The following is a 22,523-nucleotide window of genomic DNA, read 5'->3' on the forward strand; positions in this document are numbered from 1 at the left end:
TTACTTATTTCTTAGGGCGATACTTTTCCGGCAGTGCCGGTACGGCACGACGATCATCAATCAGGTGCAACACCGTTAAAATCGGGTGTCGCCACAGCATTCTCGGCCCCGCCCAGCGCATAATCTGCTTCATCTCTTCGCGCTTCGCTGGCTGATAACAGTGCACGGGGCACTGCTTGCAGGCAGGCTTTTCTTCGCCAAAGACACATTTATCCAGCCTTTTGTCAGCATACGCATTCAACGCGGCATAATGTCCGGGTTGCTGATTCGCCTGCGGGCAGCGTTGTTCGTATAACGCGATCATCCTGTTTATCGTCAATTTTTCTCTGCGGATGCGGTTTCCCATGATCCCAAACCTTCAACCAATAAGTTGCATCAATAATACTCCTTAACGCTATCCGGCACCATCCGCTGGGCCAGAGTCCAAAAAGAGACTCCTTTTTTGTTGGATGAAAAATAAACAGTGGTTATTATTTGCGCACTTTCCGGGAGGAGTCCGGTCACTTTCTCGTAAGGATGTCTTCGCTCTTTTTTGTAGAACTTCTCTTTTATGCTCTTAACGAAACTTTTTCCTGCCATGGTGCTGTGCGCCTCCACGCTCATTGCCGGTCACGCTTGCGCTTTTAATCTGCCCTCAAATTTTACGTCGCTTAATGACCACAGCCTGACCCGTCAGGTTTCTCACCCTCAGACCGAAGCCGTAAAAGCAAAAATTCTCGCCGAATATTCGCAATGGAAAGGCACCCGCTACCATTTAGGGGGGCATTCGCATCGCGGGATCGACTGCTCTGCGTTGATGCAGGAAATATTTCAGGGCTCAATGAGCGTGAACCTGCCCCGCACCACGGGTGAGCAGATGCACAACGGCTATCGCATCAGTAAAGGGGAGTTAAAACCGGGTGATTTGGTGTTCTTTAAAACGTCCCGGGCGACTCGCCATGTCGGTGTGTACGTGGGGAATAACGAGTTCATTCACGCCTCGAAGAAGAAAGGCGTTACCGTCTCGAACCTTGATAATGAATACTGGCTGGCTCACTACGAAACCGCCCGCAGGCTGGATGCTGACGCATAACGTTTGTGCACAAAGCCTCTCAACGCGAGAGGCTTTTTTATGCCAATAAACGCACCACTTCTGTTAGCCCGCGGTTCAAAACTTTATCCGGACGCATAACCAGCGCCAACTGGCGATGAAGAACAGGGGTTAGCGAAGAGAAGCTTAACCCTTCCCTGTCCTCTTCCTGCTCCACGGCCATGCGCGGCACAATACTGATGCCAAGCCCCGCTCTCACCATTCGTTTTATGGCTTCCACACTGCCCGATTCCATAACCGGCACCAATGTCATCCCTCGCTCAGCAAACCAGCTATCAATGAGCGTTCGTGTTCCGCTGCCCGTTTCGAAAGCGATAAACGGTTGCTGCTGCAAACTTTCCGGCGTCGTTAAGTTCATCGATGTTTGACCAATAAAAACAAACTCTTCGTCGCGGCAGTGACTCACACTTAGCTGTGATCGATGAACAGGCAGCGTGACTAAACCGACATCCAGAAGATTTGCCTCAACGGCCCTGGTGATATCAACGGTATTGCCCGTTGTGACGCTGACCTGTAACGCAGGCCATTGTGTACGTAACGTCTGTAAAAGCGGCGGCAAAAGGTGAATACAGGCTGTCGCGCCGGTGCCAATTCTGACGACGCCGCTCACTTCTTGCGAAGCTTCACTGACCGCGCGCACGGCGTTATCAACGGCAATGCCGATCTGCTCGCTGTGATCTAAAAGAGCTAACCCGGCGGCCGTTGGGCTAATTCCCCGCCCCGTTCGTTCGACGAGCCGGGTTCGCAGAAATTGCTCCAGATGCCGAATCTGCAAGCTAACAGCAGGCTGCGAAAGCCCCAGCGCATCGGCGGCCGCGGAAAAACTCCCGCAGCCCACCACCAGACGAAAGGTGGCCAGGTGACTCAGATTGAGGTGGGTCATCTCAAAGTTTTTCTCATACTTCACATTAAGGGAGGCCCCTGCCTGACGAGCCGCAGCGGGCATATGCTGAGAGCCTTTGTAATAACATTCAGCGAAAACAATGACCAGCGAAACTCTTCTGCCCACCCGACGCATCACGACCTGTGCCGGTATCAGCCAGCTCATCAACTGGGGGATATCGTTCTACATGCCCGGCACGCTTGCCGGAGCCATCACCTCACAGAGCGGTTGGTCATCTTCTTTTATTTATGGCGGGCTCACGCTCGCCATGCTGACCATGGCCGTCATTTCGCCGTTGATAGCCAGAATACTTGCCAGCCTCGGCGGGCAGAGAACGCTGATTATCGGCACGCTGCTAATTGCCAGCGGCTGTTTTGCGATTGCGTTAACCACATCAAAATCCCTGTGGATGCTGTCCTGGTTAGTGATTGGGGCTGGCATGCGTCTGTCGTTGTATGACGCCCTGTTTGCCGTGTTCGTCAGTCTTTATGGGCAGCACGCTCGCCGAAGCATTTCACAGATTGCGCTTTTTGGTGGCCTCGCTTCGGCACTCTTCTGGCCGTTGGGCTCCTGGCTGTTAACGGAATTGAGCTGGCGCGAAGTGGTGTGGGTGTATGGCTGTGCAGGCCTTATCAATGCCGCCATCCTCAGTATTTTAAGGAATAAAAAAACGCCTCTGTCATGCCAGCAACGTGGCAACAGCATCCCCCACAATGAGCGGTTTTCAGCCCTTCTCTATGCCCTGTTTATCGCGCTGATGACGTTTGTGTCGAACGGGACGTCGACCCATTTGCCTGAACTTATCAGCAGCTTTGGTTTTCCTGTTGCCCTCGGCATGCTCTGGGGTGTGGGGCAAACCGGTGCGCGTCTACTGGATGTGCTGACAGGTTCACGCCTTTCGCCTGTTTCATTGGCGCTGGTCACCTCGTTGCTTATTCCTTGCTGTTTTTGGCTGGCATTGTCAGCTCAGCACGCCCCTGCCTGCATTATTAGTTTTGTGTTCGGATATGGCGCAGTGAATGGCCTGATGACGGTCGTTAAGGCCACGCTCCCTTTACAACTGTTTGACCCCCTTAACTACGCAGAACGTACCGGCCTGCTTTTGCTCCCGGCCCAGTTACTGGCCGCGGCTTCGCCTTATGTCTGGGCATGGCTCACGATGCATACGGGTGTTCAGGGGACGCTGTGGTTTTCGCTTACGCTCGGTTTAGGCATTGCGCTATCGGCGATAATCCTCGCCCTGAGGATTCGGGCACAGCAGAAAAACAGCGAGCTGCAATCCAGCGTTCCATGAAACAGTGCATACCGTAGAGAAAGGCTGGAACCCAGCTCGCAATCAGGAACATTCCCTGCCAGCCACTCCTGATTTTTTATCCAGTAAACGTATACTCTGCGCAGGCTGATAAGGAGTGACGAACAATGATTCAAGGACAAACCGTTGCCAATGAAATTTCCAAAGTGACTCGTCAACTGACAGTGAGCTATGTCAGAAAACGCCATCAGGACCCCAAAACAAGACGCACGCGGCATTACAGCCGCCATCCAAGCCTGGTGCTCACCGGAAACTGGCTGGAAGAAGCCGGCTTCGCAACAGGCGTTGGCGTTAACGTGTCGATACAACAAGGTAGGTTGATTTTGCAGGCAAAACAGCAAGGAGACACAACCTCTGGTTGAGGCCAATGGGGTGTCACTTTTTGTTGAAGTTTTGGCACACTCACAGGCGCAGTTTTTGCTGCGTGATCGTTGCCGTTCATGCGACAATAACGGCAACGATGAGTATGAAAAATGCCTGAATATTATTTTTTTTCAACGAAATGGACATCTTGCCTCCATGACCACGACTGAAAATTTCGAAGCCCATACCCCCATGATGCAGCAGTACCTGAAGCTGAAAGCTCAGCATCCGGAGATCCTGCTGTTTTATCGTATGGGCGATTTTTACGAGCTTTTTTATGACGATGCCAAACGTGCCTCGCAGTTGCTCGATATCTCACTGACCAAGCGTGGTGCCTCCGCAGGTGAGCCCATCCCTATGGCAGGCGTGCCGCATCATGCTGTCGAAAACTATCTGGCGAAGCTGGTCAATCTGGGTGAATCGGCGGCCATTTGCGAACAGGTTGGCGACCCGGCGACCAGTAAAGGCCCGGTTGAACGCAAGGTTGTTCGCATCGTCACGCCTGGCACCATCAGTGACGAAGCCCTGCTTCAGGAACGTCAGGACAACCTGCTGGCAGCCATCTGGCAGGACAGCAAAGGCTACGGTTACGCCACGCTGGATATCAGCTCCGGGCGTTTTCGTCTGAGCGAACCGGCAGACCGCGAAACCATGGCTGCCGAGCTGCAGCGCACTAATCCGGCAGAATTACTGTATGCCGAAGACTTTGCCGAAACGGCGCTGATTGAAGGTCGTCGTGGCCTGCGTCGTCGCCCGTTGTGGGAATTCGAAATTGACACGGCGCGCCAGCAGCTGAACCTGCAATTTGGCACGCGCGATCTGGTTGGCTTTGGCGTAGAGAACGCGCCGCGCGGCCTGTGTGCTGCGGGTTGTTTGCTTCAGTATGTCAAAGATACGCAGCGCACCTCCCTGCCGCATATTCGTTCCATCACCATGGAACGTCAGCAGGACAGCATTATCATGGATGCCGCCACACGCCGTAATCTGGAGATCACCCAGAATCTCGCTGGTGGTTTCGACAACACGCTGGCCGCGGTACTGGATCGCACCGTCACACCGATGGGCAGCCGTATGCTCAAACGCTGGCTGCACATGCCCGTTCGCGACACCAGTATTCTGACCGAACGCCAGCAAACCATTGGCGCTTTACAGGACAGATGCGACGAATTGCAGCCTGTGCTGCGTCAGGTTGGCGATCTGGAACGTATTCTTGCTCGTCTGGCCTTACGTACCGCACGCCCGCGCGATCTCGCCCGTATGCGCCATGCTTTCCAGCAGCTACCCGAGCTACGCCAACAACTGGCTGACGTTAATAGCCCAGCCGTGCAGAAACTGCGTGAAACCATGGGTGAGTTCAGCGAGCTTCGCGAACTGCTTGAGCGCTCCATCATTGAGTCACCACCGGTGCTAGTGCGCGACGGTGGTGTGATCGCCCCGGGTTACCATGAAGAGCTGGATGAGTGGCGCGCACTGGCTGACGGTGCGACCGACTATCTCGACAAGCTGGAGATCCGCGAACGTGAGCGTTTGGGTCTGGATACCCTGAAGGTCGGCTATAACGCCGTTCATGGTTACTACATCCAGATTAGCCGCGGTCAAAGCCACATGGCGCCGATCCACTACGTGCGCCGTCAGACGCTCAAAAATGCCGAACGCTACATCATTCCCGAACTGAAAGAGTACGAAGACAAAGTACTGACTTCCAAAGGGAAAGCGCTGGCGCTGGAAAAACAGCTTTATGACGAGCTGTTCGATATGCTGCTGCCTCATCTGGCTGACCTTCAGCAAAGTGCCACGGCGCTGGCTGAACTTGATGTATTGGTTAACCTTGCTGAGCGCGCCTACACCCTGAATTACAGCTGCCCACAATTTAGTGACAAACCGGGCATTCGCATCACTGAGGGCCGCCACCCGGTGGTGGAACAGGTGCTGAATGAGCCGTTTATTGCTAACCCGCTGAGCTTGTCGCCCCAGCGCAGAATGCTGATCATTACCGGGCCAAACATGGGCGGTAAAAGTACCTATATGCGCCAGACTGCGTTGATTGCGTTACTGGCTTATATCGGCAGTTACGTTCCCGCGCAAAAAGTGGAAATCGGCCCAATCGACCGAATCTTCACCCGTGTCGGTGCCGCGGACGATCTCGCCAGCGGCCGTTCGACCTTCATGGTGGAAATGACCGAAACCGCCAATATTCTGCATAACGCCACCGAACAAAGTCTGGTATTGATGGATGAAATCGGGCGTGGGACATCAACGTACGATGGCCTGTCTCTGGCCTGGGCTTGCGCCGAAAGCCTGGCAAACCGCATCAAAGCACTGACGCTGTTTGCGACCCACTATTTCGAGCTGACGCAGCTGCCGGAGAAAATGGAAGGCGTGGCAAACGTGCATCTTGATGCGCTGGAGCACGGAGACACCATTGCCTTCATGCACACCGTGCAAGATGGCGCGGCAAGCAAAAGCTATGGTCTGGCAGTAGCCGCTTTGGCTGGCGTGCCAAAAGAAGTTATCAAGCGTGCGCGCCAGAAACTGCGCGAGCTGGAAAGCCTGTCACCGAATGCAGCAGCGACGCAGGTCGATGGCACGCAAATGTCGTTGCTTGCCGCTCCGGAAGAAACGTCTCCTGCTGTAGAAGCATTGGAAAACCTGGACCCGGATTCCCTGACCCCGCGCCAGGCGCTGGAGTGGATCTACCGACTGAAGAGTCTGGTGTAAGCTTTCCCCCTCTCCCTGGCCCTCTCCCTCAAGGGAGAGGGGACTGATCGAGCCGTTTTTCTCCCTCGCCCTTTTGGAGTAAGAGAATTGTCCGGCTAATTTTTCTCCCTCGCCCCTTTGGGGAGAGGGTCGGGGTGAGGGGAAAGCACCAAAGAAAAAGGCCAGATCATGACGATCTGGCCTTTTTGATGAAAACTTGCTTATGCGGATAAGCTAATCTAACTGATTACTCACGGAACAGCGCTTCGATATTCAGCCCTTGCCCCTGCAAAATTTCACGCAGGCGACGCAAACCTTCTACCTGAATCTGACGAACACGTTCACGAGTCAGGCCAATTTCACGGCCAACATCTTCCAGTGTCGCCGCTTCATACCCCAGTAAACCGAAACGACGTGCCAGCACTTCACGCTGTTTGGCGTTCAGTTCGAACAGCCATTTGACGATGCTCTGTTTCATGTCATCGTCCTGCGTGGTGTCTTCCGGGCCGTTGTCTTTTTCATCGGCCAGGATGTCCAGCAGCGCTTTTTCTGAATCGCCACCCAGCGGGGTGTCGACCGAGGTAATGCGCTCGTTGAGACGCAGCATACGGCTGACGTCATCAACCGGTTTGTCCAGTTGCTCAGCGATCTCTTCGGCGCTCGGTTCGTGGTCCAGTTTATGGGACAACTCACGTGCGGTACGCAGGTAAACGTTGAGCTCTTTGACAATGTGAATCGGCAGACGAATGGTACGGGTTTGGTTCATGATTGCCCGTTCAATGGTCTGACGAATCCACCAGGTTGCGTAGGTCGAGAAACGGAATCCGCGTTCCGGGTCGAATTTTTCGACCGCGCGAATCAGCCCCAGGTTGCCCTCTTCAATCAGGTCCAGCAATGCCAGACCACGATTGCTATAACGACGGGCAATTTTCACCACCAGACGCAGGTTACTTTCTATCATCCGGCGGCGTGAAGCGACATCACCACGCAATGCGCGACGTGCGAAATACACTTCTTCTTCGGCCGTTAGCAGTGGGGAGTAACCAATCTCCCCAAGGTAAAGCTGAGTCGCATCAAGCACACGCTGTGTGGCGCCCTGCGATAACAGCTCTTCCTCAGCCAGGTCGTTATCACTGGGTTCCTCTTCTACTAAGGCTTTCTCATCGAAAGTCTCTGCTCCGTTCTCATCAAATTCCGCATCTTCATTTAAATCATGAACTTTCAGCGTATTCTGACTCATAAGGTGGCTCCTACCCGTGATCCCTGGACGAAACACACCTCACGGTTGTTTCGCCAAATTATCGCTGCGGCAAATACTGCAGCGGGTTGACGGATTTCCCCTTGTAACGAATTTCAAAATGCAAGCGTGTTGAACTGGTTCCGGTGCTACCCATGGTAGCTATCTTCTGCCCCGCCTTTATTTCTTGTTGTTCCCGGACCAGCATTGTGTCGTTATGGGCGTAGGCACTCAGGTAATCATCGTTGTGTTTGATGATAATAAGATTACCGTAACCGCGCAGTGCGTTACCGGCATAGACGACGCGCCCATCTGCGGTCGCGACGATAGCCTGTCCTTTACTGCCTGCAATATCGATACCTTTGTTGCCGCCATCGCCGCCACTGAAGTTTTCGATAATTTTGCCGTCAGTCGGCCAGCGCCAGGAAGAGATCGGCGAACTGGTAGACGTACTGCTTGCAGTCGGTTGGGTTGTGCTTACAACAGGTGCCGTAACAGGCGCTGTGACTGGTGTCGCAGGCTTATTGTTAGGCAACATTTTGTTAGCACTTTGTTCACCTGAATCCTCAGAATACGTAATTGTTGGTTGAGACGCAACCACTGCGGAGGAATTTTGTGCAGGTTTTGAGACTAATCCAGGCGAGGCGGTGCTGGCTTGTTCGCTGGCCTGTGCTACGGCGTTATTGCCGGTAATTGGCTGACCACTCGCACTGCCCACTTGCAGCACCTGACCGACGTTCAGCGCATAAGGTTCAGCCACATTGTTGCGCTGCGCCAGGTCGCGGAAATCGTTCCCGGTTACCCATGCGATATAGAACAGGGTGTCGCCGCGTTTAACGGTATAAGTGCTGCCACCGGTATAGCTGCCTTTTGGAATATCACCGTATTTACGGTTATAGACAGCATGGCCATTAACAATCTGCACAGTGCTTTGCGGGCTGGCTGCAGGCTGCGTCTGCATCGGCTGAATTTGGGGTTGCACAGGGGCCGTTTGCACAGGCTGCGGCTGTGGAGCCGTCTGCGGTGCCATGCCCCCTTTTTGCGCCGGGGTAATCAACATTCCAGAATTGGTGCCAGATGAGGCATTGCCGCCGACAGAACTGACCGGAGCTGGCGCATTATTGGACGAGGTGCATCCTGCCAGCCAGAGTGAAACCAGTGATAATGCCGCAACGCGACTAACGGTGAATTTTGGGCTTCCCGTGCTCATTTATCCCCCAGGAATGTGTTAACTGCCAGTGTCTTAGAAACCGCATAGCGCAGCGGTAATCACACAAAAAAAGTGTGCTAACCCTACGCCAAAGGGCGCAGTGAAAGAAACAGGAAAACTCCTGTATTACGCCAGTTCGCCCTTCACCAGTGGCACAAAGCGAACCGCTTCTACGGTATCGATAATAAAGTCATTTCCCCGACGGCGAACACGTTTCAATAACTGATGTTCTTCGCCGACGGGTAAAACCAGAATGCCGCCTTCAGCAAGCTGTGACATCAACGCGGCCGGAATTTCCTGCGGCGCTGCGGTAACAATAATGGCATCAAATGGCGCTCGTGCGTGCCAACCTTGCCAGCCGTCGCCATGACGAGTTGAAACATTATGTAAATCAAGCTGCTTTAACCGGCGGCGAGCCTGCCATTGCAGGCTTTTGATTCGTTCGACGGAACAAACGTGATGCACCAGGTGTGCAAGAATGGCCGTCTGATAGCCTGAACCGGTGCCAATTTCCAACACCCTGGATTCCGGTGTCAGCTCAAGCAGCTCGGTCATTCGCGCCACCATGTACGGTTGCGAGATGGTTTGTCCCTGACCTATTGGCAGCGCAACGTTTTCCCAGGCTTTGTGTTCAAAGGCTTCGTCAATAAACTTTTCGCGCGGAACCTGAGCGATGGCGTCGAGCACGTGCTCGTCCAGAATGCCCTGGTTACGCAGTTGATTGAGAAGGCTTTGTACGCGTTTGCTTACCATTGCACATCAACTCCAACACGATCTAACCAGCCAGCCACCACGTCCTGAGCGCTGTAAGCCGTTAAATCTACGTGCAGCGGCGTGACAGAAACATAGCCTTCATCAACGGCGGCAAAGTCTGTGTCAGGGCTCGCATCGCAGGCATCACCAGGCGGCCCAATCCAGTAAAGCGTGTTGCCGCGCGGATCTTGTTGAGGAATGACTTTATCGGCCGGATGGCGGCTGCCGCAGCGAGTAACACGAATGCCTTTGATTTCAGAGAGCGGCAGGTCCGGCACGTTGATATTCAGAATGCGGCCGGTGCGCAGGGGCTCCCGGGCAAGGGCACGCAGAATCGAGCAGGTGACCGCCGCTGCCGTATCGTAGTGTTTGTGCCCATTGAGGGAGACTGCCAGTGCGGGAAAACCAAGGTGACGGCCTTCCATTGCTGCCGCTACCGTGCCGGAATAGATGACATCGTCGCCAAGATTCGGCCCGGCATTGATGCCGGAGACCACCACATCCGGGCGTGGTCGCATCAGCGTATTGACGCCAAGGAACACGCAATCGGTCGGCGTGCCCATCTGCACGGCAATATCACCATTTTCAAAGCTGAAAGTGCGAAGCGACGATTCCAGAGTCAGCGAATTAGACGCTCCGCTGCGGTTACGATCGGGTGCGACAACCTGAACCTCGGCAAACTCGCGCAAGGCTTTGGCTAGTGTCTGAATGCCCGGCGCATGGACCCCGTCATCGTTACTCAGCAATATTCGCATAATCACCTGTTGTGTTGATAAGTTCCCTTACCACACTGGTGGCAAAACTGCCTGCAGGCAGCCAGAAACGCACCTCGACGGTGACGTCATCCCACCAGTTCCAGCTAAGTTGTTGCGGATAGAGCAGCACTGCTCGTCGCGCCGCCTCGACTTTTTCGCGCAGCAATAAGGATTGCAGCAGCGTGTCGTCAGCCAGCGTTTGTTGCTCAAAATCCAGTGCGGCGCGCTGTGTTCCCCACTCGCCACTGCCAGGCAGCGACGCGGTGATCATCAGGGCGCGGCTGTCGACCCGGGACTGAAGTTCGGGCATCTCTTCGTCCGTTGCCACGAACCAGCTTCCCCGTCCCGCTAATTGTAGCGCATCGCCGTCAACAACTTGATTAAAGTCCGGTTTTTTTAACCGTTCACTGACCAGTTGATTAAACAACGCGCTACGGGCTGCCGACAACCAAAAACTGCGCTTATTACGATCGCGGACAGGCGCATCACTCTGCGCCCAGCGCAGTGCGCCCTGCAGATTGCTGCCACCAATACCGAATCGTTGTGCGCCAAAATAGTTTGGCACACCCTTTTCCACGATAGCCTGAAGACGAGCTTCGACGTCATCGCGGTTGCTGATTTCCCGCAGAACCAGCGTGAACGCGTTGCCTTTCAGCGCCCCCAAACGCAGCTTGCGTTTATGGCGGGCATACTCAAGGACTTTACAGCCCTCAAGCTCAAATTTACTTAAATCAGGCATCTCTTTGCCCGGCACGCGCGCGCAAAGCCATTGCTCGGTCACGGCGTGTTTGTCTTTCTGTCCGGCAAAGCTCACTTCACGGGCATGAATTTTCAGGAACTTTGCCAGCGCATCGGCCACAAAGCGAGTGTTGCAGCCGTTTTTCAGAATGCGCACCAACACGTGCTCGCCTTCGCCGTCAGGCTCAAACCCTAAGTCCTCGACCACCAGAAAATCTTCAGGATTGGCTTTCAGCAGCCCCTGACCCTGCGGTTTTCCGTGCAGGTAAGTGAGTTCATCGAAGGCAATCATGGCTTGACCTTATGCAGCAGCGCCACGGCTTCACAGGCGATCCCTTCTCCACGCCCGGTAAACCCGAGTTTTTCGGTGGTGGTCGCTTTGACGTTAACGTCATCCATGTGGCAACCGAGATCTTCAGCAATAAATACACGCATCTGTGGAATGTGCGGCAGCATTTTCGGGGCCTGCGCAATAATGGTGACATCGACGTTTCCAAGGCTGTAGCCTTTCGCCTGAATGCGACGCCAGGCTTCCCGCAGCAGTTCGCGGCTGTCTGCGCCTTTAAACGCCGGGTCGGTGTCCGGGAATAATTTGCCAATGTCGCCCAGAGCGGCGGCGCCTAACAGCGCGTCGGTCAGCGCGTGCAGCGCTACGTCACCGTCGGAATGCGCCAGCAGGCCTTTTTCGTAAGGGATACGTACGCCGCCAATGATAATCGGGCCTTCACCGCCAAAAGCGTGTACGTCAAAACCGTGTCCAATTCGCATTATGCCTGCTCCTGAAGTCCGCATCGGGTAAGGTAAAATTCTGCCAGCGCCAGGTCTTCCGGGCGGGTCACTTTAATATTATCAGCACGTCCGGCGACTAACTGTGGATGGAAGCCACAATATTCCAGCGCCGACGCTTCATCCGTTATCACCGCGCCTTCGTTGAGCGCCCGGGTCAGGCAGTCAAACAATAATTCACGGGGGAAAAATTGGGGGGTGAGCGCGTGCCAGAGATCGTTTCTGTCGACAGTGTGGGCGATGGCGTCTTTGCCCGGCTCGGCGCGTTTCATGGTGTCACGCACGGGTGCCGCCAGAATGCCGCCGACATGGCTTGTTTCACGTAGCGCGATCAGGCGCTCAAGGTCGTCCTGATGCAGACAAGGCCGCGCCGCATCGTGCACCAGTACCCATTGCGCATCACCCGCCGCACGCAGGCCCGCCAGAACGGAATCCGCACGTTCAGCGCCGCCTTCGACAACAGTGATTTGGGGGTGTTGCGCGAGGGGAAGTTGCTGGAAACGCACATCACCGTCGCTAATCGCGATGATCACGCGTTCCACACCCGGATGCGCCAGCAGTGCGGCTACAGAGTGTTCCAGAATCGTTTTGTTACCGATTGAAAGGTATTGTTTCGGGCATTCCGTTTGCATGCGGCGGCCAAAGCCGGCTGCCGGCACCACGGCACAAATGCCCGGAAAAGTGGCTGCCATGTCGTTATCCTGGCGTTTGTTTATCGATTGTTTTGCCCTGAGCTTTGGCTTTGATTACGTTTTGACGCATCAGGCACCAGACGATAAAAGGTTTCGCCCGGGCGCGTCATGCTCAGTTCGTTGCGAGCGCGTTCTTCGATAGCTTCCTGGCCGCCATTGAGATCGTCAATTTCGGCGAAAAGCTGATCGTTGCGCGCTTTAAGTTTGGCGTTAGTTGCCTGCTGTGCGACCACGTCGTCATTGACGCGACTGTAGTCGTGAAGACCATTCTTGCCGAACCACAGTGAATACTGTAGCCAGACCAGTAAAGCCAGCAATAGCAGCGTTAATTTACCCATCCTGCCCCCTGAAAAACGGCATCATCATCCCGTAACTTGCCGGAGTACTCGCCTCTGGCGTGCGGACGATGCCGCATAACGCCGGGAATGTACCACATTTTGCTCGTCGAGTCGTATGACTCATTGCAATCAGAAAGCATATCAGACAGGGCTCAACCCAACAGCCATAAAAACAGCAAAGCGAACAGCGCCGCCACGGTGATGAGTGTCACCACAATGCTATAAAGCAGTCTGCCGTTGAGCAACGAATGCAGCGCGATACCAATCACCACCGAGACAGGTAGCAGCGCCAGGAAGAAGGGCCAGGTGTAGAGGAAGAAAAACAGGGTGTTGCTGCCGTAGAACAAAACCGGGATACCCAACGCCAATAGCCACGCAACAAAACCCACGACCGCGCCCGAAAAAGACCAGGTGGTCTCTTCGCTGTCGCTGTTCATGGGTTCTGCACGGCTTAAGGTTATATTTTGGGTATTACGCATATCAAATCCTGTTTCCTGACTTGGCCGGAAAACCGGCCGGGTCTCAGGATCTGATAATATCGCCCTGTCTCAGCAGGTCTAATAATTGGTTAACCAAATTTGTTACCAATTGTTCGCCATCAAGGTGGATTTCTGCCTTTTCAGGCGCTTCGTAAACGGAGTCGATTCCGGTGAAATTACGCAGTTCACCGGCTCGTGCTTTCTTGTACAGGCCTTTAGGATCGCGCGTTTCGCACACCTCAAGCGGCGTATCGACAAACACCTCAATAAAGCGAGTTTCACCCACACGTTCGCGAACCATTTGCCGTTCTGCACGATGCGGCGAGATAAACGCCGTCAGCACGACCAGCCCGGCATCGACCATCAGCTTTGCCACTTCACCCACACGGCGAATGTTCTCTTTACGATCGTCATCGCTAAAGCCCAGATCGCTGCACAGACCGTGACGCACGTTATCGCCATCCAGCAGATAAGTGCTGACACCAATTTCGTGCAGCGCTTCTTCCAGCGCACCGGCGACAGTGGATTTTCCCGAGCCCGAAAGCCCGGTAAACCACAGCACAACCCCACGATGCCCGTGGAGTTGTTCGCGCTGCTGCTGTGTAACCGGATGCGCGTGCCAGACGACGTTTTCGTCATGCTGGGCCATTACTTGCCTCCCAGCAGGTCGCGTGCGCCCCAGTGCGGGAAGTGTTTGCGCACCAGCGCGTTCAGTTCCAGCTCAAAAGCGCTGTAATCCGTACCGGCCTGTGCCGCTTTTTCTTGCTGCGGTTCACGCACCATGCCCGCACCGACCGTCACGTTGCTCAGACGGTCGATAAAGATAAGGCCACCCGTCACCGGATTTTGCTGATATTTATCCAGCACCAGCGGCTCATCAAAGGTCAGATCAACCAGCCCGATCCCGTTCAATGGCAGCTGCGTCGCTTCAAGCTGAGTCAGGTTGTTGATATCCACCTGGTACTGCACGCCATCCACACGCGCCCGGGTTTTCTTACCTGCAATTTTAATCTCGTAGCTTTGACCGGGTTGCAGTGGCTGTTCCGCCATCCACACCACGTCCACACTCGCGCTTTGTACCGCAGGCAGTGTTTCCGTCACATCCACCAGCAGATCGCCACGGCTGATGTCGATTTCATCTTTCAGCACCAGCGTGATGGCCTCGCCCGCCGCCGCCTGTTGCAGATCACCGTCAAAAGTGACGATCCGCGCGACAGCAGATTCCACGCCCGATGGCAGCACTTTTAAGCGCTGACCAACGCTTACTGTGCCGGAAGCCAGCGTTCCCGAAAAACCACGGAAATCGAGATTTGGACGGTTCACATACTGCACCGGGAAACGCAGCGGCTGGCTTTCCACAACGCGTTTGATTTCCACCGTTTCGAGCACTTCCAGCAGCGTCGGGCCGCTGTACCAGGGCATTTTCTCGCTCTGGCTTGCAACGTTATCGCCTTCCAGGGCAGACAACGGCACAAAGCGGATATCCAGATCACCCGGCAACTGCCCGGCAAACGTCAGATAAGCTTCACGGATTTCGTTGAAGGTCTCTTCGCTGTAGTTCACCAGATCCATTTTATTGACCGCGACCACCAGGTGCTTAATCCCCAGCAAGGTGGAAATAAAGCTGTGGCGACGGGTTTGGTCCAGCACGCCTTTACGCGCATCCATCAACAGGATGGCAAGTTCACAGGTTGATGCGCCAGTGGCCATATTTCGGGTGTACTGCTCATGCCCCGGGGTGTCGGCGATAATAAATTTGCGCTTCTCGGTGGAGAAATAGCGGTACGCCACATCGATAGTAATGCCCTGCTCGCGCTCAGCCTGCAAGCCATCCACCAGCAGCGCCAGATCCAGTTTTTCGCCCTGGGTGCCGTGACGCTTGCTGTCATTGTGCAGCGAAGAGAGCTGATCTTCGTAAATCTGACGGGTATCGTGCAGCAGACGGCCAATCAGCGTACTTTTGCCATCGTCGACGCTGCCGCAGGTCAAAAAGCGCAGCAGGCTTTTGTGCTGCTGCGCATGCAGATACGCTTCCACGCCGCCTTCATCGGCAATCTGTTGTGCAATCGTTGTGTTCATGGCGGCTCCTTAGAAATAACCCTGACGTTTCTTAAGCTCCATGGAGCCTGCCTGGTCGCGGTCGATCATGCGGCCCTGACGTTCACTGGTGGTCGAGACCAGCATCTCTTCGATGATTTCCGGCAGCGTCTGCGCTTCAGACTCCACCGCGCCGGTCAGCGGCCAGCAGCCGAGGGTACGGAAACGCACCATGCGCTGCTTGATAACCTCGCCTGGCTGCAAATCAATACGATCGTCGTCGATCATCATCAGCATGCCGTCACGCTCCAGCACCGGACGAGGGGCAGCCAGATACAGCGGAACGATTTCAATATTTTCCAGATAGATGTACTGCCAGATATCCAGCTCGGTCCAGTTAGAGAGCGGGAACACGCGAATGCTTTCGCCTTTGTTAATCTGACCGTTGTAGTTGTGCCACAGCTCCGGACGCTGGTTTTTCGGGTCCCAGCGGTGGAAGCGGTCGCGGAAAGAATAGATACGTTCTTTCGCTCGAGACTTTTCTTCATCACGACGAGCCCCACCGAATGCGGCGTCAAAACCGTATTTATTCAGCGCCTGCTTCAGGCCTTCGGTTTTCATGATGTCAGTGTGTTTAGCGCTGCCGTGCACGAACGGGTTGATGCCCATCGCCACCCCTTCCGGGTTTTTATGCACCAACAGCTCGCAGCCGTAGGCTTTCGCAGTGCGGTCACGGAATTCGTACATCTCACGGAATTTCCAGCCGGTATCCACGTGCAGCAACGGGAATGGCAGGGTTCCTGGGTAGAACGCCTTGCGCGCCAGATGCAGCATCACGCTGGAATCCTTGCCGATGGAGTACATCATCACCGGATTGGAAAATTCAGCCGCCACTTCACGGATGATGTGGATGCTTTCCGCCTCCAGCTGCCGCAAGTGAGTGAGTCGTTTTTGGTCCATAACCGTTCCTTAAGCCAGATTCACCACGGAGGAGTTAAAGCCCTCCTGTTGTGGGTTGTGTTGAAACCAGGCGAGCTGATGATGCAGTTGCACCACCTCACCGACCACCAGCAGCGCTGGCATCGGGGCGTCTTTCGCAAGGCTCTCGAGTTGTTGTAATGTGCCGACGCTGACCTGTTGATCGGCGCGAGTGCCACGGCTTATCACCGCCACCGGGGTCGAAGCATCGCGCCCGTGCTGGATAAGCTGTTGGCTGATGTCCGCCGCCTTCATGGTGCCCATGTAAATCGCCAGCGTCTGACGGCTTTGCGCCAGGTGCGCCCAGTCAAACGGCGTGCTGTCGGCTTTGTAATGTCCGGTCACGAAGGTCACACTTTGGGCGTGATCCCGGTGAGTTAATGGGATCCCGGCATAGGCCGTTGCCCCTGCCGCTGCGGTCACACCTGGCACCACCTGGAACGGCACGCCAGCTTCTGCTGCCGCTTGCAACTCTTCGCCGCCGCGACCGAAAATAAATGGGTCACCGCCTTTCAAACGCACCACACTTTTGCCCTGAAGCGCCGCCTCCACCAGCAGCCGATTCGTTTCATGCTGAGGCACACTATGGCTGCCTGCGCGTTTGCCCACGCAGATGAGATCTGCATCGCGGCGAACAAGCTCAAGCACCGAGTCCGTTACCAGATGGTCGTAAAACACCACATCGGCCTGCTGGATAACCTGCAACCCACGAAGCGTCAGCAAACCTGCATCGCCCGGCCCTGCGCCAACAAGCGTGATATCGCCCATGCGACGTTCAGGCTGGTTGAGCTCATCTTCCAGCGCCTGCTGAGCTGCCGCTTCATTTCCGGCCAGCATCTGGCTGGCGAAACGCCCGGTGAAGACGCGCTCCCAGAAACGACGACGTTCAGCCACACTGGTCACCCGCGTCTGCAAGTGATGACGCCAATAGCTCGCCGCTTGCGCCATGCGCCCAAGGTTGGTTGGCAACAGCGCCTCAATTTTTTCCCGCAGCAGTCTTGCCAGTACCGGCGCTGAACCACTGGAGGAGATAGCCACCATCAATGGTGAGCGGTCGACAATCGAGGGGAAAATGAACGAGCAGAGCGGCGGGTTATCCACCACATTCACCAGACGCTGGCGAGCATCCGCCGCCGCAAATACGCGCTGATTGAGTTCAGCATCGTCCGTCGCGGCAACCACCAGGAACACGGTGTCAATTTGGGCCTCGTCAAACTCTTCCGCAAGCACAGTGATATCACCGCTCTTCACCTGCTCGGCGATTTCCGACGCGATCTCACGGGCAACCAGGAGCACGCGAGCCCCTGCCCGGCGAAGCAGCATGATTTTACGGGCAGCAATGTCGCCTGCGCCGATAACCAAAACCGGGCGGTCTTTCAGTTCAGCAAAGAGAGGCAAATAGTCCACAGGGCGACACTCGTTCACATTCAGTCATAGGGCGACTATAGGGGGAGGCTTAGAGCAAATGAAATTACGAAATGGAATGAGTAGTTCCGCAAAGGAATAACACTTCAGAATTGTTCAGATAAAAAAGTGCTTAGTGCGCGTTTTCTGGGCAGTTTAAGACGAAATGAAATTGTGTTGAGCCGGTCACAGTTTCATACTAGTGCGGTTAATTATTTTGCCCTCATGTAAGGACACATTATGTTTTCCGCATTGTGCCGCCGCCTGCTGCCGCTCGCGATTGGCGCATGTTTTTCGACCTCTGTTTTCGCCGCCGCGGTGCCCGCCGGTCATATCGCCAATGAGCAAGCACGCCACATCGCCACCTATTTCCCTGGGCGAATGACAGGTAGCCCGGCCGAAATGCTTTCAGCCGATTATGTCCGTCAGCAGTTCTCCCTGATGGGTTATGAGAGCGATATCCGCACGTTTAAAAGCCGCTTCATTTATACCAGCAAAGATAATCGACAGAACTGGCATAACGTCACCGGCAGTACGGTCATCGCCGCGCACGAAGGTAAAGCCAGCCAGCAGATTATCGTGATGGCACACCTTGATACCTATGCTCCGCACAGCGACACCGACGTGGAAAAGAATCTCGGCGGTTTGACGCTACAGGGCATCGACGATAACGCGATGGGCGTTGGCGTGATGCTCGAACTGGCCGAGCGCCTGAAAGATATTCCTACCGAATACAGTATTCGTTTCATCGCCACCAGCGGTGAAGAAGAAGGGAAACTGGGCGCAGAAAATATCCTCAAACGCATGAGCCCTGAAGAGAAGAAAAACACCCTTCTGGTGATTAACCTTGATAACCTGGTGGTGGGCGACAAACTCTATTTCAACAGCGGCAAAACCACGCCTGCCTCCGTGCGCAAACTGACGCGCGATCGGGCGCTGAAAATTGCGCACAGCCACGGTATTCAAGCCATCAGCAATCCTGGGCTAAACCCTGCCTATCCAAAAGGGACCGGCTGCTGTAACGATGCCGAGATTTTTGATAAAGCGGGTATTCCGGTGCTTTCTGTCGAGGCCACTAACTGGTCGCTGGGCAATAAAGATGGATTCCAGCAGCGCGCAAAATCGCATGCCTTCCCGGAGGGCACCAGCTGGCATAACGTCCAGTTGGATAACCAGCAGTACATCGACAAAACGCTGCCAGGCCGCATCGAACACCGTAGCCGCGATGTCGTGCGCGTGATGCTGCCATTGATGAAAGAGTTGGCTAAGGTGAAGAAGGCTTAAGGGCCACCACAACACTTTTGACAACATGCCATATATAAGGAAGGGTGAGCCATCTCCCTTCCTTTTTTTCTTCCCGCTATCGCCCCGAAAACAATGATTGGCAACTTGTGATGAGTATCACCCGCATTTTAATCATACAGACAGCTTTTATCGTTACCCGTCCACAGCCTTAAAGAATTCCCCGCTCTGCGCCCTAATATGGCTGTCAGCAACATTATCTGGCGACCTTAGCCACTGGCCGGACATAAAACGCAGGGACAACACATGATGGGAAGTACGATAAGTGAATTTATCTCGCCTTCTTTGATCACCTTAAAGGCTGCCTATGATTGTCAGGAGGATTTTTTTAAGCACTCATTTCAGGCTTTGTATCTGCAGGAGTACGTCGAAGCAAGCTACCTCAATAAGATAGTAGCCAGGGAAAAAGAGTACCCAACAGGCTTAGTGGCCGCCGGGCTGAATATCGCTATTCCCCATACCGATCCTCAGCACATTAAGAAGCCTTTTATTGCGATCACCCAGTTGGCCACCCCTCTGCCCTTTTTTGTTATGGGGACGACGGATGAAAGAGTCGATGTCGACTGGATATTTTCACTGGGCGTCACCCAGGCAGAAAATCAAATTTTCCTGTTGCAGACATTGATGTCCATATTTTCACATCACGAGAGAGTCGAAGCGCTGAAGGCATTAACTTCTGCCGATGACGTTTTTGCCTTTTTCAATTCAGTCTCATTATAAGGTGACACTATGATTATCTATAACATTAATGAAGCGCCGTTTATCAAAGAGATGAGCGATATTACCCTTAAATTATGGGAGAAAGGGTGGGCGGAAAGAAATGGCGGCAATATCAGCTATCTTCTGAAAGAAGAAGAGGTTGCACCTTACCTGAATACGGAACAGTTGCTCGACCAAATCGAACTGCCTGTTGCTCTCCCGGATCTGGCCAACAAAATCTTTCTGGTATCGGGATCCGGGAAATATTTTCGCAATGTGATCAAAAATCCTGCCGATACGCTGGTTATCCTGAAAGTCTCCGCAGATGGCCGGTATTATCACCGCCTGTGGGGTCTGGTTAACGGTGGCACGCCCACCAGTGAATTAGCCTCCCATTTAAAATGTCATGACACTCGTCTGAAGCAAGACCCCTGTCATCGGGTCATTTTACACACCCATGCCACAGCCACTATTGCGATGACATTTGTCCACGACCTTGATGAAAAGAAATTTTCTAACACGCTCTGGCAGCAGATAACCGAATGCCTGGTGGTGTTCCCGGAAGGCGTTGGGATTGTGCCGTGGATGGTGGCTGGCACCATTGACCTCGGCCTGGCCTCAGCCGCAAAGATGGAATATTGCCGAATCGTCATCTGGGCGCATCACGGCATTATGGGTGCAGGCTGTAATCTGGATGACGCATTCGGTCTGGTCGAAACCGTCGACAAAGCCGCAGAGATTTACCTGCGAGCCTCTGCGGTATCCTCCGGAATCAAACAATCGATCACTAACGATGAACTCAGAGCGCTGGCCGACACATTCAATGTCACACCACGACCAGGGATTTTATAACCCAACAATAAATCTATAAAGGAAGCACAAATGAAAAATATCAATGTCATTTCTGTTTGTGGGTCCGGCACCGTAACCAGTTCCATGGTTGCCGAAAAAGTAAAAGATATTCTTGAGGTCAATGGATACAAAGCCAAAACGGTTGAAGTCAATCCTGGCGGCGTCGAAGGACAATTGAGTTCAGGCAAGTGGGACATTATTGTTCATACCAGCCCGCTCAAGGATACCTACGATATCCCGACCATTAATGCCGTAGGATTATTAATAGGCACTGACGAAGATGGTTTTATCGAAGAGTTACTCAACGCCGTAGAGAAATTAAACATTTAATCGCGACATCTCCATAAACCTGAGTTTGTGGAGAAAGCGTTTCTACCCGCCGCTGCACTCTGCTTTTTGGTTGCAGCTTACGATCTCTGTAGATTTTATCTATTCATCAGAAAGTGTTGCTGAACAGTCAACCGTTCTCAGCTTCATTCTGATCACAAGAAGCATGAGAGGGGAAAATGTTAGATCTTCTGTCGAAAATCATGAACTCCTTCGGCGCTGCGATAATTGTTCCATTTATTATTTATATTATCGCGCTGATCATGAAGGTGAATCATAAAAAGGCACTGAAGGCAGGCTTGAATGCCGGTATTGGTTTAACCGGCTTCGGCATGCTGATTGGTGCCTATACACCTGTCGTGACGCCCGTTATCACCCGTATGGTGGAAACCTCCGGCATTTCGCTGCGTATTCTGGACACTGGCTGGCAGGCAACCAGCGTTGTCGCTTACTCAACCAATGTGGGAATGATTTTTCTGGGCCTTGGGCTGCTGTTTCAGACAATTTTATTTATCACCCGCTTCACGAATATCTTTATGCCCTCGGACATGTGGAATAATTTTTCCTTTATGCTCTGGGGATCAATGCTCTATATCGCCACAGGCAACATTTACCTGGCCATTGGGTTAATGCTGTTGTCGAATTTATATTCTTTGGTTTGTTCCGAAATTGTCGCCAAACGCTGGTCAACTTACTATGGCTACCCCGGCTGTACCATGACTGCTCCACACCACGTCTGTTCGGTTCCCTTAGCTATCGTCGTCGACTGGATCCTGAATAAGTTAGGTGCCAACAAAGTTAAATGGAACCCGGAAACCTTACAGCAAAAATTAGGTTTTATGGGCGAGCCCATCAGTCTGGGACTGGTATTAGGCTGCTTAATAGGGCTTGCCGGCAACTATACCCGCCTGGAGACCTTAGAAGCCTGGGGTGAAGTCTGCAAAGTGGGGATCGCCACAGCAGCCGTGATGTGCATCTTCCCTAAAATCGCCGGGGTTTTCGCCTCAGCATTCACTACCATTACCGATGCCTCCAGAAGAACCGCCAAAAGCAGTGGCCAGAATCGGGTCTGGTATCTGGCGATTAACGATGCCGCAGGCTATGGCGAATCCGCCACCTTACTGACCGGAATGTTGCTTATTCCTGTCATCTTTATTTTGGCCATTATCTTACCCGGTAATCAGACGCTCCCCATGGTCGACCTGATTGCTATCCCGTATATGATTGAACTTATTATCGCTATCTCGGGTGGCAACATTTTCAAATCGCTTATTTCTGGCGCAATCTGGTGCGTTGGCGGGTTATATATTATTACCGCAGTGGCTCCGGTCTTCACCGACGTCGCCAAAAGTGTTGGCGTTATTCTCCCCGCGGGCGCGTTGTTAATCTGCAGTTTTGCCGTAATGACTAACCATCTTATGGGTGGATTATTCCTTATCTTCCTTACGCAAAACCCACTTTATATTGCGCTTAGCGTCGTTGTTTACATCGTGTTCTACCTTTTCGTACGCATCAAACGAGATGCCATTCATGCTTATCTTGAAAGACAAGTCAGCCTTGATGACGAACAAAAGCCCCTCACTGAATAAAG

At 53.6% G+C, this 22,523-nt stretch carries 24 protein-coding genes; 9 read left to right on the forward strand and 15 right to left on the reverse strand.

Going from position 1 to position 22,523, the window contains the following annotated elements:
- Positions 1-4 precede the first annotated feature (4 nt).
- Positions 5-346, reverse strand: a complete 342-nt coding sequence (locus tag ACI2I2_RS13245; RefSeq protein ID WP_404658320.1) for a nitrous oxide-stimulated promoter family protein — start codon at positions 344-346, stop codon at positions 5-7.
- 204 nt (positions 347-550) lie between these two features.
- On the opposite strand from ACI2I2_RS13245, the gene ACI2I2_RS13250 reads away from it, so the two are divergent.
- Positions 551-1,072, forward strand: a complete 522-nt coding sequence (locus ACI2I2_RS13250; RefSeq protein ID WP_404658321.1) for an NlpC/P60 family protein — start codon at positions 551-553, stop codon at positions 1,070-1,072.
- Between the two features lie 37 nt (positions 1,073-1,109).
- Here ACI2I2_RS13250 and ACI2I2_RS13255 read toward each other — a convergent pair whose 3' ends face one another.
- Entirely contained in the window at positions 1,110-1,973 is an 864-nt protein-coding gene (locus ACI2I2_RS13255) for a LysR family transcriptional regulator (RefSeq protein ID WP_404658322.1), read from the reverse strand.
- Positions 1,974-2,073: 100 nt separating this feature from the next.
- On the opposite strand from ACI2I2_RS13255, the gene ACI2I2_RS13260 reads away from it, so the two are divergent.
- From ACI2I2_RS13260 to mutS, 3 genes are all read left to right on the forward strand, one after another.
- Entirely contained in the window at positions 2,074-3,267 is a 1,194-nt protein-coding gene (locus tag ACI2I2_RS13260; RefSeq protein WP_404658323.1) for an MFS transporter, read from the forward strand.
- A gap of 125 nt (positions 3,268-3,392) precedes the next feature.
- Positions 3,393-3,647 (forward strand): SymE family type I addiction module toxin, encoded by a 255-nt coding sequence (locus tag ACI2I2_RS13265; RefSeq protein ID WP_404658324.1) that lies wholly within the window; start codon positions 3,393-3,395, stop codon positions 3,645-3,647.
- Between the two features lie 157 nt (positions 3,648-3,804).
- The gene (gene mutS / locus ACI2I2_RS13270) at positions 3,805-6,366 is read left to right on the forward strand and encodes a DNA mismatch repair protein MutS (RefSeq protein WP_404658325.1); all 2,562 of its coding nucleotides are present in this window, start codon (positions 3,805-3,807) and stop codon (positions 6,364-6,366) included.
- A 226-nt stretch (positions 6,367-6,592) separates the two neighbouring features.
- Here mutS and rpoS read toward each other — a convergent pair whose 3' ends face one another.
- The 13 genes from rpoS to cysG all read right to left on the reverse strand — a co-directional run bounded on the left by rpoS (position 6,593) and on the right by cysG (position 17,755).
- The gene (gene rpoS, locus ACI2I2_RS13275) at positions 6,593-7,585 is read right to left on the reverse strand and encodes an RNA polymerase sigma factor RpoS (protein ID WP_154158553.1); all 993 of its coding nucleotides are present in this window, start codon (positions 7,583-7,585) and stop codon (positions 6,593-6,595) included.
- Positions 7,586-7,643: 58 nt separating this feature from the next.
- Positions 7,644-8,792, reverse strand: a complete 1,149-nt coding sequence (nlpD, locus tag ACI2I2_RS13280; RefSeq protein WP_404658326.1) for a murein hydrolase activator NlpD — start codon at positions 8,790-8,792, stop codon at positions 7,644-7,646.
- Between the two features lie 126 nt (positions 8,793-8,918).
- A complete protein-coding gene (locus ACI2I2_RS13285) occupies positions 8,919-9,545 on the reverse strand; it encodes a protein-L-isoaspartate(D-aspartate) O-methyltransferase (protein WP_404658327.1) in 627 nt (208 codons plus the stop codon).
- Positions 9,539-10,300 (reverse strand): 5'/3'-nucleotidase SurE, encoded by a 762-nt coding sequence (gene surE, locus ACI2I2_RS13290; RefSeq protein WP_404658328.1) that lies wholly within the window; start codon positions 10,298-10,300, stop codon positions 9,539-9,541. The genes ACI2I2_RS13285 and surE overlap by 7 nt, the downstream gene beginning before the upstream one ends.
- A complete protein-coding gene (truD, locus tag ACI2I2_RS13295) occupies positions 10,281-11,330 on the reverse strand; it encodes a tRNA pseudouridine(13) synthase TruD (RefSeq protein WP_404658329.1) in 1,050 nt (349 codons plus the stop codon). Before truD ends, surE begins: the two co-directional genes overlap by 20 nt.
- Positions 11,327-11,806, reverse strand: a complete 480-nt coding sequence (ispF, locus tag ACI2I2_RS13300; protein ID WP_404658330.1) for a 2-C-methyl-D-erythritol 2,4-cyclodiphosphate synthase — start codon at positions 11,804-11,806, stop codon at positions 11,327-11,329. Before ispF ends, truD begins: the two co-directional genes overlap by 4 nt.
- Positions 11,806-12,516: a 2-C-methyl-D-erythritol 4-phosphate cytidylyltransferase gene (ispD, locus tag ACI2I2_RS13305; RefSeq protein ID WP_404658331.1), complete on the reverse strand. Its 711-nt coding sequence runs from the start codon at positions 12,514-12,516 to the stop codon at positions 11,806-11,808. The genes ispF and ispD overlap by 1 nt, the downstream gene beginning before the upstream one ends.
- 20 nt (positions 12,517-12,536) lie before the next feature.
- On the reverse strand, positions 12,537-12,854 hold the full coding sequence (gene ftsB, locus ACI2I2_RS13310; protein ID WP_330982890.1) for a cell division protein FtsB: 318 nt from the start codon (positions 12,852-12,854) through the stop codon (positions 12,537-12,539).
- 152 nt (positions 12,855-13,006) lie between these two features.
- Entirely contained in the window at positions 13,007-13,333 is a 327-nt protein-coding gene (locus ACI2I2_RS13315) for a DUF3561 family protein (RefSeq protein WP_404658332.1), read from the reverse strand.
- Between the two features lie 43 nt (positions 13,334-13,376).
- Entirely contained in the window at positions 13,377-13,982 is a 606-nt protein-coding gene (gene cysC, locus ACI2I2_RS13320; protein WP_404658333.1) for an adenylyl-sulfate kinase, read from the reverse strand.
- Entirely contained in the window at positions 13,982-15,412 is a 1,431-nt protein-coding gene (cysN, locus tag ACI2I2_RS13325; RefSeq protein WP_404658334.1) for a sulfate adenylyltransferase subunit CysN, read from the reverse strand. Before cysN ends, cysC begins: the two co-directional genes overlap by 1 nt.
- 9 nt (positions 15,413-15,421) lie before the next feature.
- A complete protein-coding gene (gene cysD, locus ACI2I2_RS13330) occupies positions 15,422-16,330 on the reverse strand; it encodes a sulfate adenylyltransferase subunit CysD (RefSeq protein ID WP_404658335.1) in 909 nt (302 codons plus the stop codon).
- Positions 16,331-16,339: 9 nt separating this feature from the next.
- Entirely contained in the window at positions 16,340-17,755 is a 1,416-nt protein-coding gene (cysG, locus tag ACI2I2_RS13335; protein WP_404658336.1) for a siroheme synthase CysG, read from the reverse strand.
- Positions 17,756-17,992: 237 nt separating this feature from the next.
- On the opposite strand from cysG, the gene ACI2I2_RS13340 reads away from it, so the two are divergent.
- From ACI2I2_RS13340 to ACI2I2_RS13360, 5 genes are all read left to right on the forward strand, one after another.
- Positions 17,993-19,036, forward strand: coding sequence for an aminopeptidase (locus ACI2I2_RS13340; protein WP_404658337.1), 1,044 nt, complete (start codon positions 17,993-17,995; stop codon positions 19,034-19,036).
- 264 nt (positions 19,037-19,300) lie between these two features.
- Positions 19,301-19,774 (forward strand): PTS sugar transporter subunit IIA, encoded by a 474-nt coding sequence (locus ACI2I2_RS13345; protein ID WP_404658338.1) that lies wholly within the window; start codon positions 19,301-19,303, stop codon positions 19,772-19,774.
- 9 nt (positions 19,775-19,783) lie between these two features.
- Positions 19,784-20,605: a rhamnulose-1-phosphate aldolase gene (gene rhaD / locus ACI2I2_RS13350; protein ID WP_404658339.1), complete on the forward strand. Its 822-nt coding sequence runs from the start codon at positions 19,784-19,786 to the stop codon at positions 20,603-20,605.
- 30 nt (positions 20,606-20,635) lie between these two features.
- Entirely contained in the window at positions 20,636-20,935 is a 300-nt protein-coding gene (locus ACI2I2_RS13355; RefSeq protein WP_404658340.1) for a PTS sugar transporter subunit IIB, read from the forward strand.
- 176 nt (positions 20,936-21,111) lie between these two features.
- Positions 21,112-22,521, forward strand: coding sequence for a PTS galactitol transporter subunit IIC (locus tag ACI2I2_RS13360; RefSeq protein WP_404658341.1), 1,410 nt, complete (start codon positions 21,112-21,114; stop codon positions 22,519-22,521).
- The last annotated feature ends 2 nt before the right edge of the window (positions 22,522-22,523 follow it).

Origin of the sequence: Scandinavium sp. NPDC088450 (assembly GCF_044900545.1) — a bacterium.
In the GTDB taxonomy this organism is placed as follows: Bacteria; Pseudomonadota; Gammaproteobacteria; order Enterobacterales; family Enterobacteriaceae; genus Scandinavium.

Coding starts and splice junctions, on each gene's coding strand:
- rpoS (WP_154158553.1), bottom strand. CDS start 7,585: ATGAGTCAGAATACGCTGAAAGTTCATGATTTAAATGAAGATGCGGAA.
- ACI2I2_RS13265 (WP_404658324.1), top strand. CDS start 3,393: ATGATTCAAGGACAAACCGTTGCCAATGAAATTTCCAAAGTGACTCGT.
- ACI2I2_RS13285 (WP_404658327.1), bottom strand. CDS start 9,545: ATGGTAAGCAAACGCGTACAAAGCCTTCTCAATCAACTGCGTAACCAG.
- ACI2I2_RS13255 (WP_404658322.1), bottom strand. CDS start 1,973: ATGACCCACCTCAATCTGAGTCACCTGGCCACCTTTCGTCTGGTGGTG.
- ACI2I2_RS13315 (WP_404658332.1), bottom strand. CDS start 13,333: ATGCGTAATACCCAAAATATAACCTTAAGCCGTGCAGAACCCATGAAC.
- nlpD (WP_404658326.1), bottom strand. CDS start 8,792: ATGAGCACGGGAAGCCCAAAATTCACCGTTAGTCGCGTTGCGGCATTA.
- ACI2I2_RS13260 (WP_404658323.1), top strand. CDS start 2,074: ATGACCAGCGAAACTCTTCTGCCCACCCGACGCATCACGACCTGTGCC.
- cysC (WP_404658333.1), bottom strand. CDS start 13,982: ATGGCCCAGCATGACGAAAACGTCGTCTGGCACGCGCATCCGGTTACA.
- ispF (WP_404658330.1), bottom strand. CDS start 11,806: ATGCGAATTGGACACGGTTTTGACGTACACGCTTTTGGCGGTGAAGGC.
- ACI2I2_RS13345 (WP_404658338.1), top strand. CDS start 19,301: ATGATGGGAAGTACGATAAGTGAATTTATCTCGCCTTCTTTGATCACC.
- rhaD (WP_404658339.1), top strand. CDS start 19,784: ATGATTATCTATAACATTAATGAAGCGCCGTTTATCAAAGAGATGAGC.
- mutS (WP_404658325.1), top strand. CDS start 3,805: ATGACCACGACTGAAAATTTCGAAGCCCATACCCCCATGATGCAGCAG.
- ACI2I2_RS13250 (WP_404658321.1), top strand. CDS start 551: ATGCTCTTAACGAAACTTTTTCCTGCCATGGTGCTGTGCGCCTCCACG.
- ACI2I2_RS13355 (WP_404658340.1), top strand. CDS start 20,636: ATGAAAAATATCAATGTCATTTCTGTTTGTGGGTCCGGCACCGTAACC.
- ACI2I2_RS13340 (WP_404658337.1), top strand. CDS start 17,993: ATGTTTTCCGCATTGTGCCGCCGCCTGCTGCCGCTCGCGATTGGCGCA.
- surE (WP_404658328.1), bottom strand. CDS start 10,300: ATGCGAATATTGCTGAGTAACGATGACGGGGTCCATGCGCCGGGCATT.
- ftsB (WP_330982890.1), bottom strand. CDS start 12,854: ATGGGTAAATTAACGCTGCTATTGCTGGCTTTACTGGTCTGGCTACAG.
- cysN (WP_404658334.1), bottom strand. CDS start 15,412: ATGAACACAACGATTGCACAACAGATTGCCGATGAAGGCGGCGTGGAA.
- truD (WP_404658329.1), bottom strand. CDS start 11,330: ATGATTGCCTTCGATGAACTCACTTACCTGCACGGAAAACCGCAGGGT.
- ACI2I2_RS13245 (WP_404658320.1), bottom strand. CDS start 346: ATGGGAAACCGCATCCGCAGAGAAAAATTGACGATAAACAGGATGATC.
- ispD (WP_404658331.1), bottom strand. CDS start 12,516: ATGGCAGCCACTTTTCCGGGCATTTGTGCCGTGGTGCCGGCAGCCGGC.
- ACI2I2_RS13360 (WP_404658341.1), top strand. CDS start 21,112: ATGTTAGATCTTCTGTCGAAAATCATGAACTCCTTCGGCGCTGCGATA.
- cysD (WP_404658335.1), bottom strand. CDS start 16,330: ATGGACCAAAAACGACTCACTCACTTGCGGCAGCTGGAGGCGGAAAGC.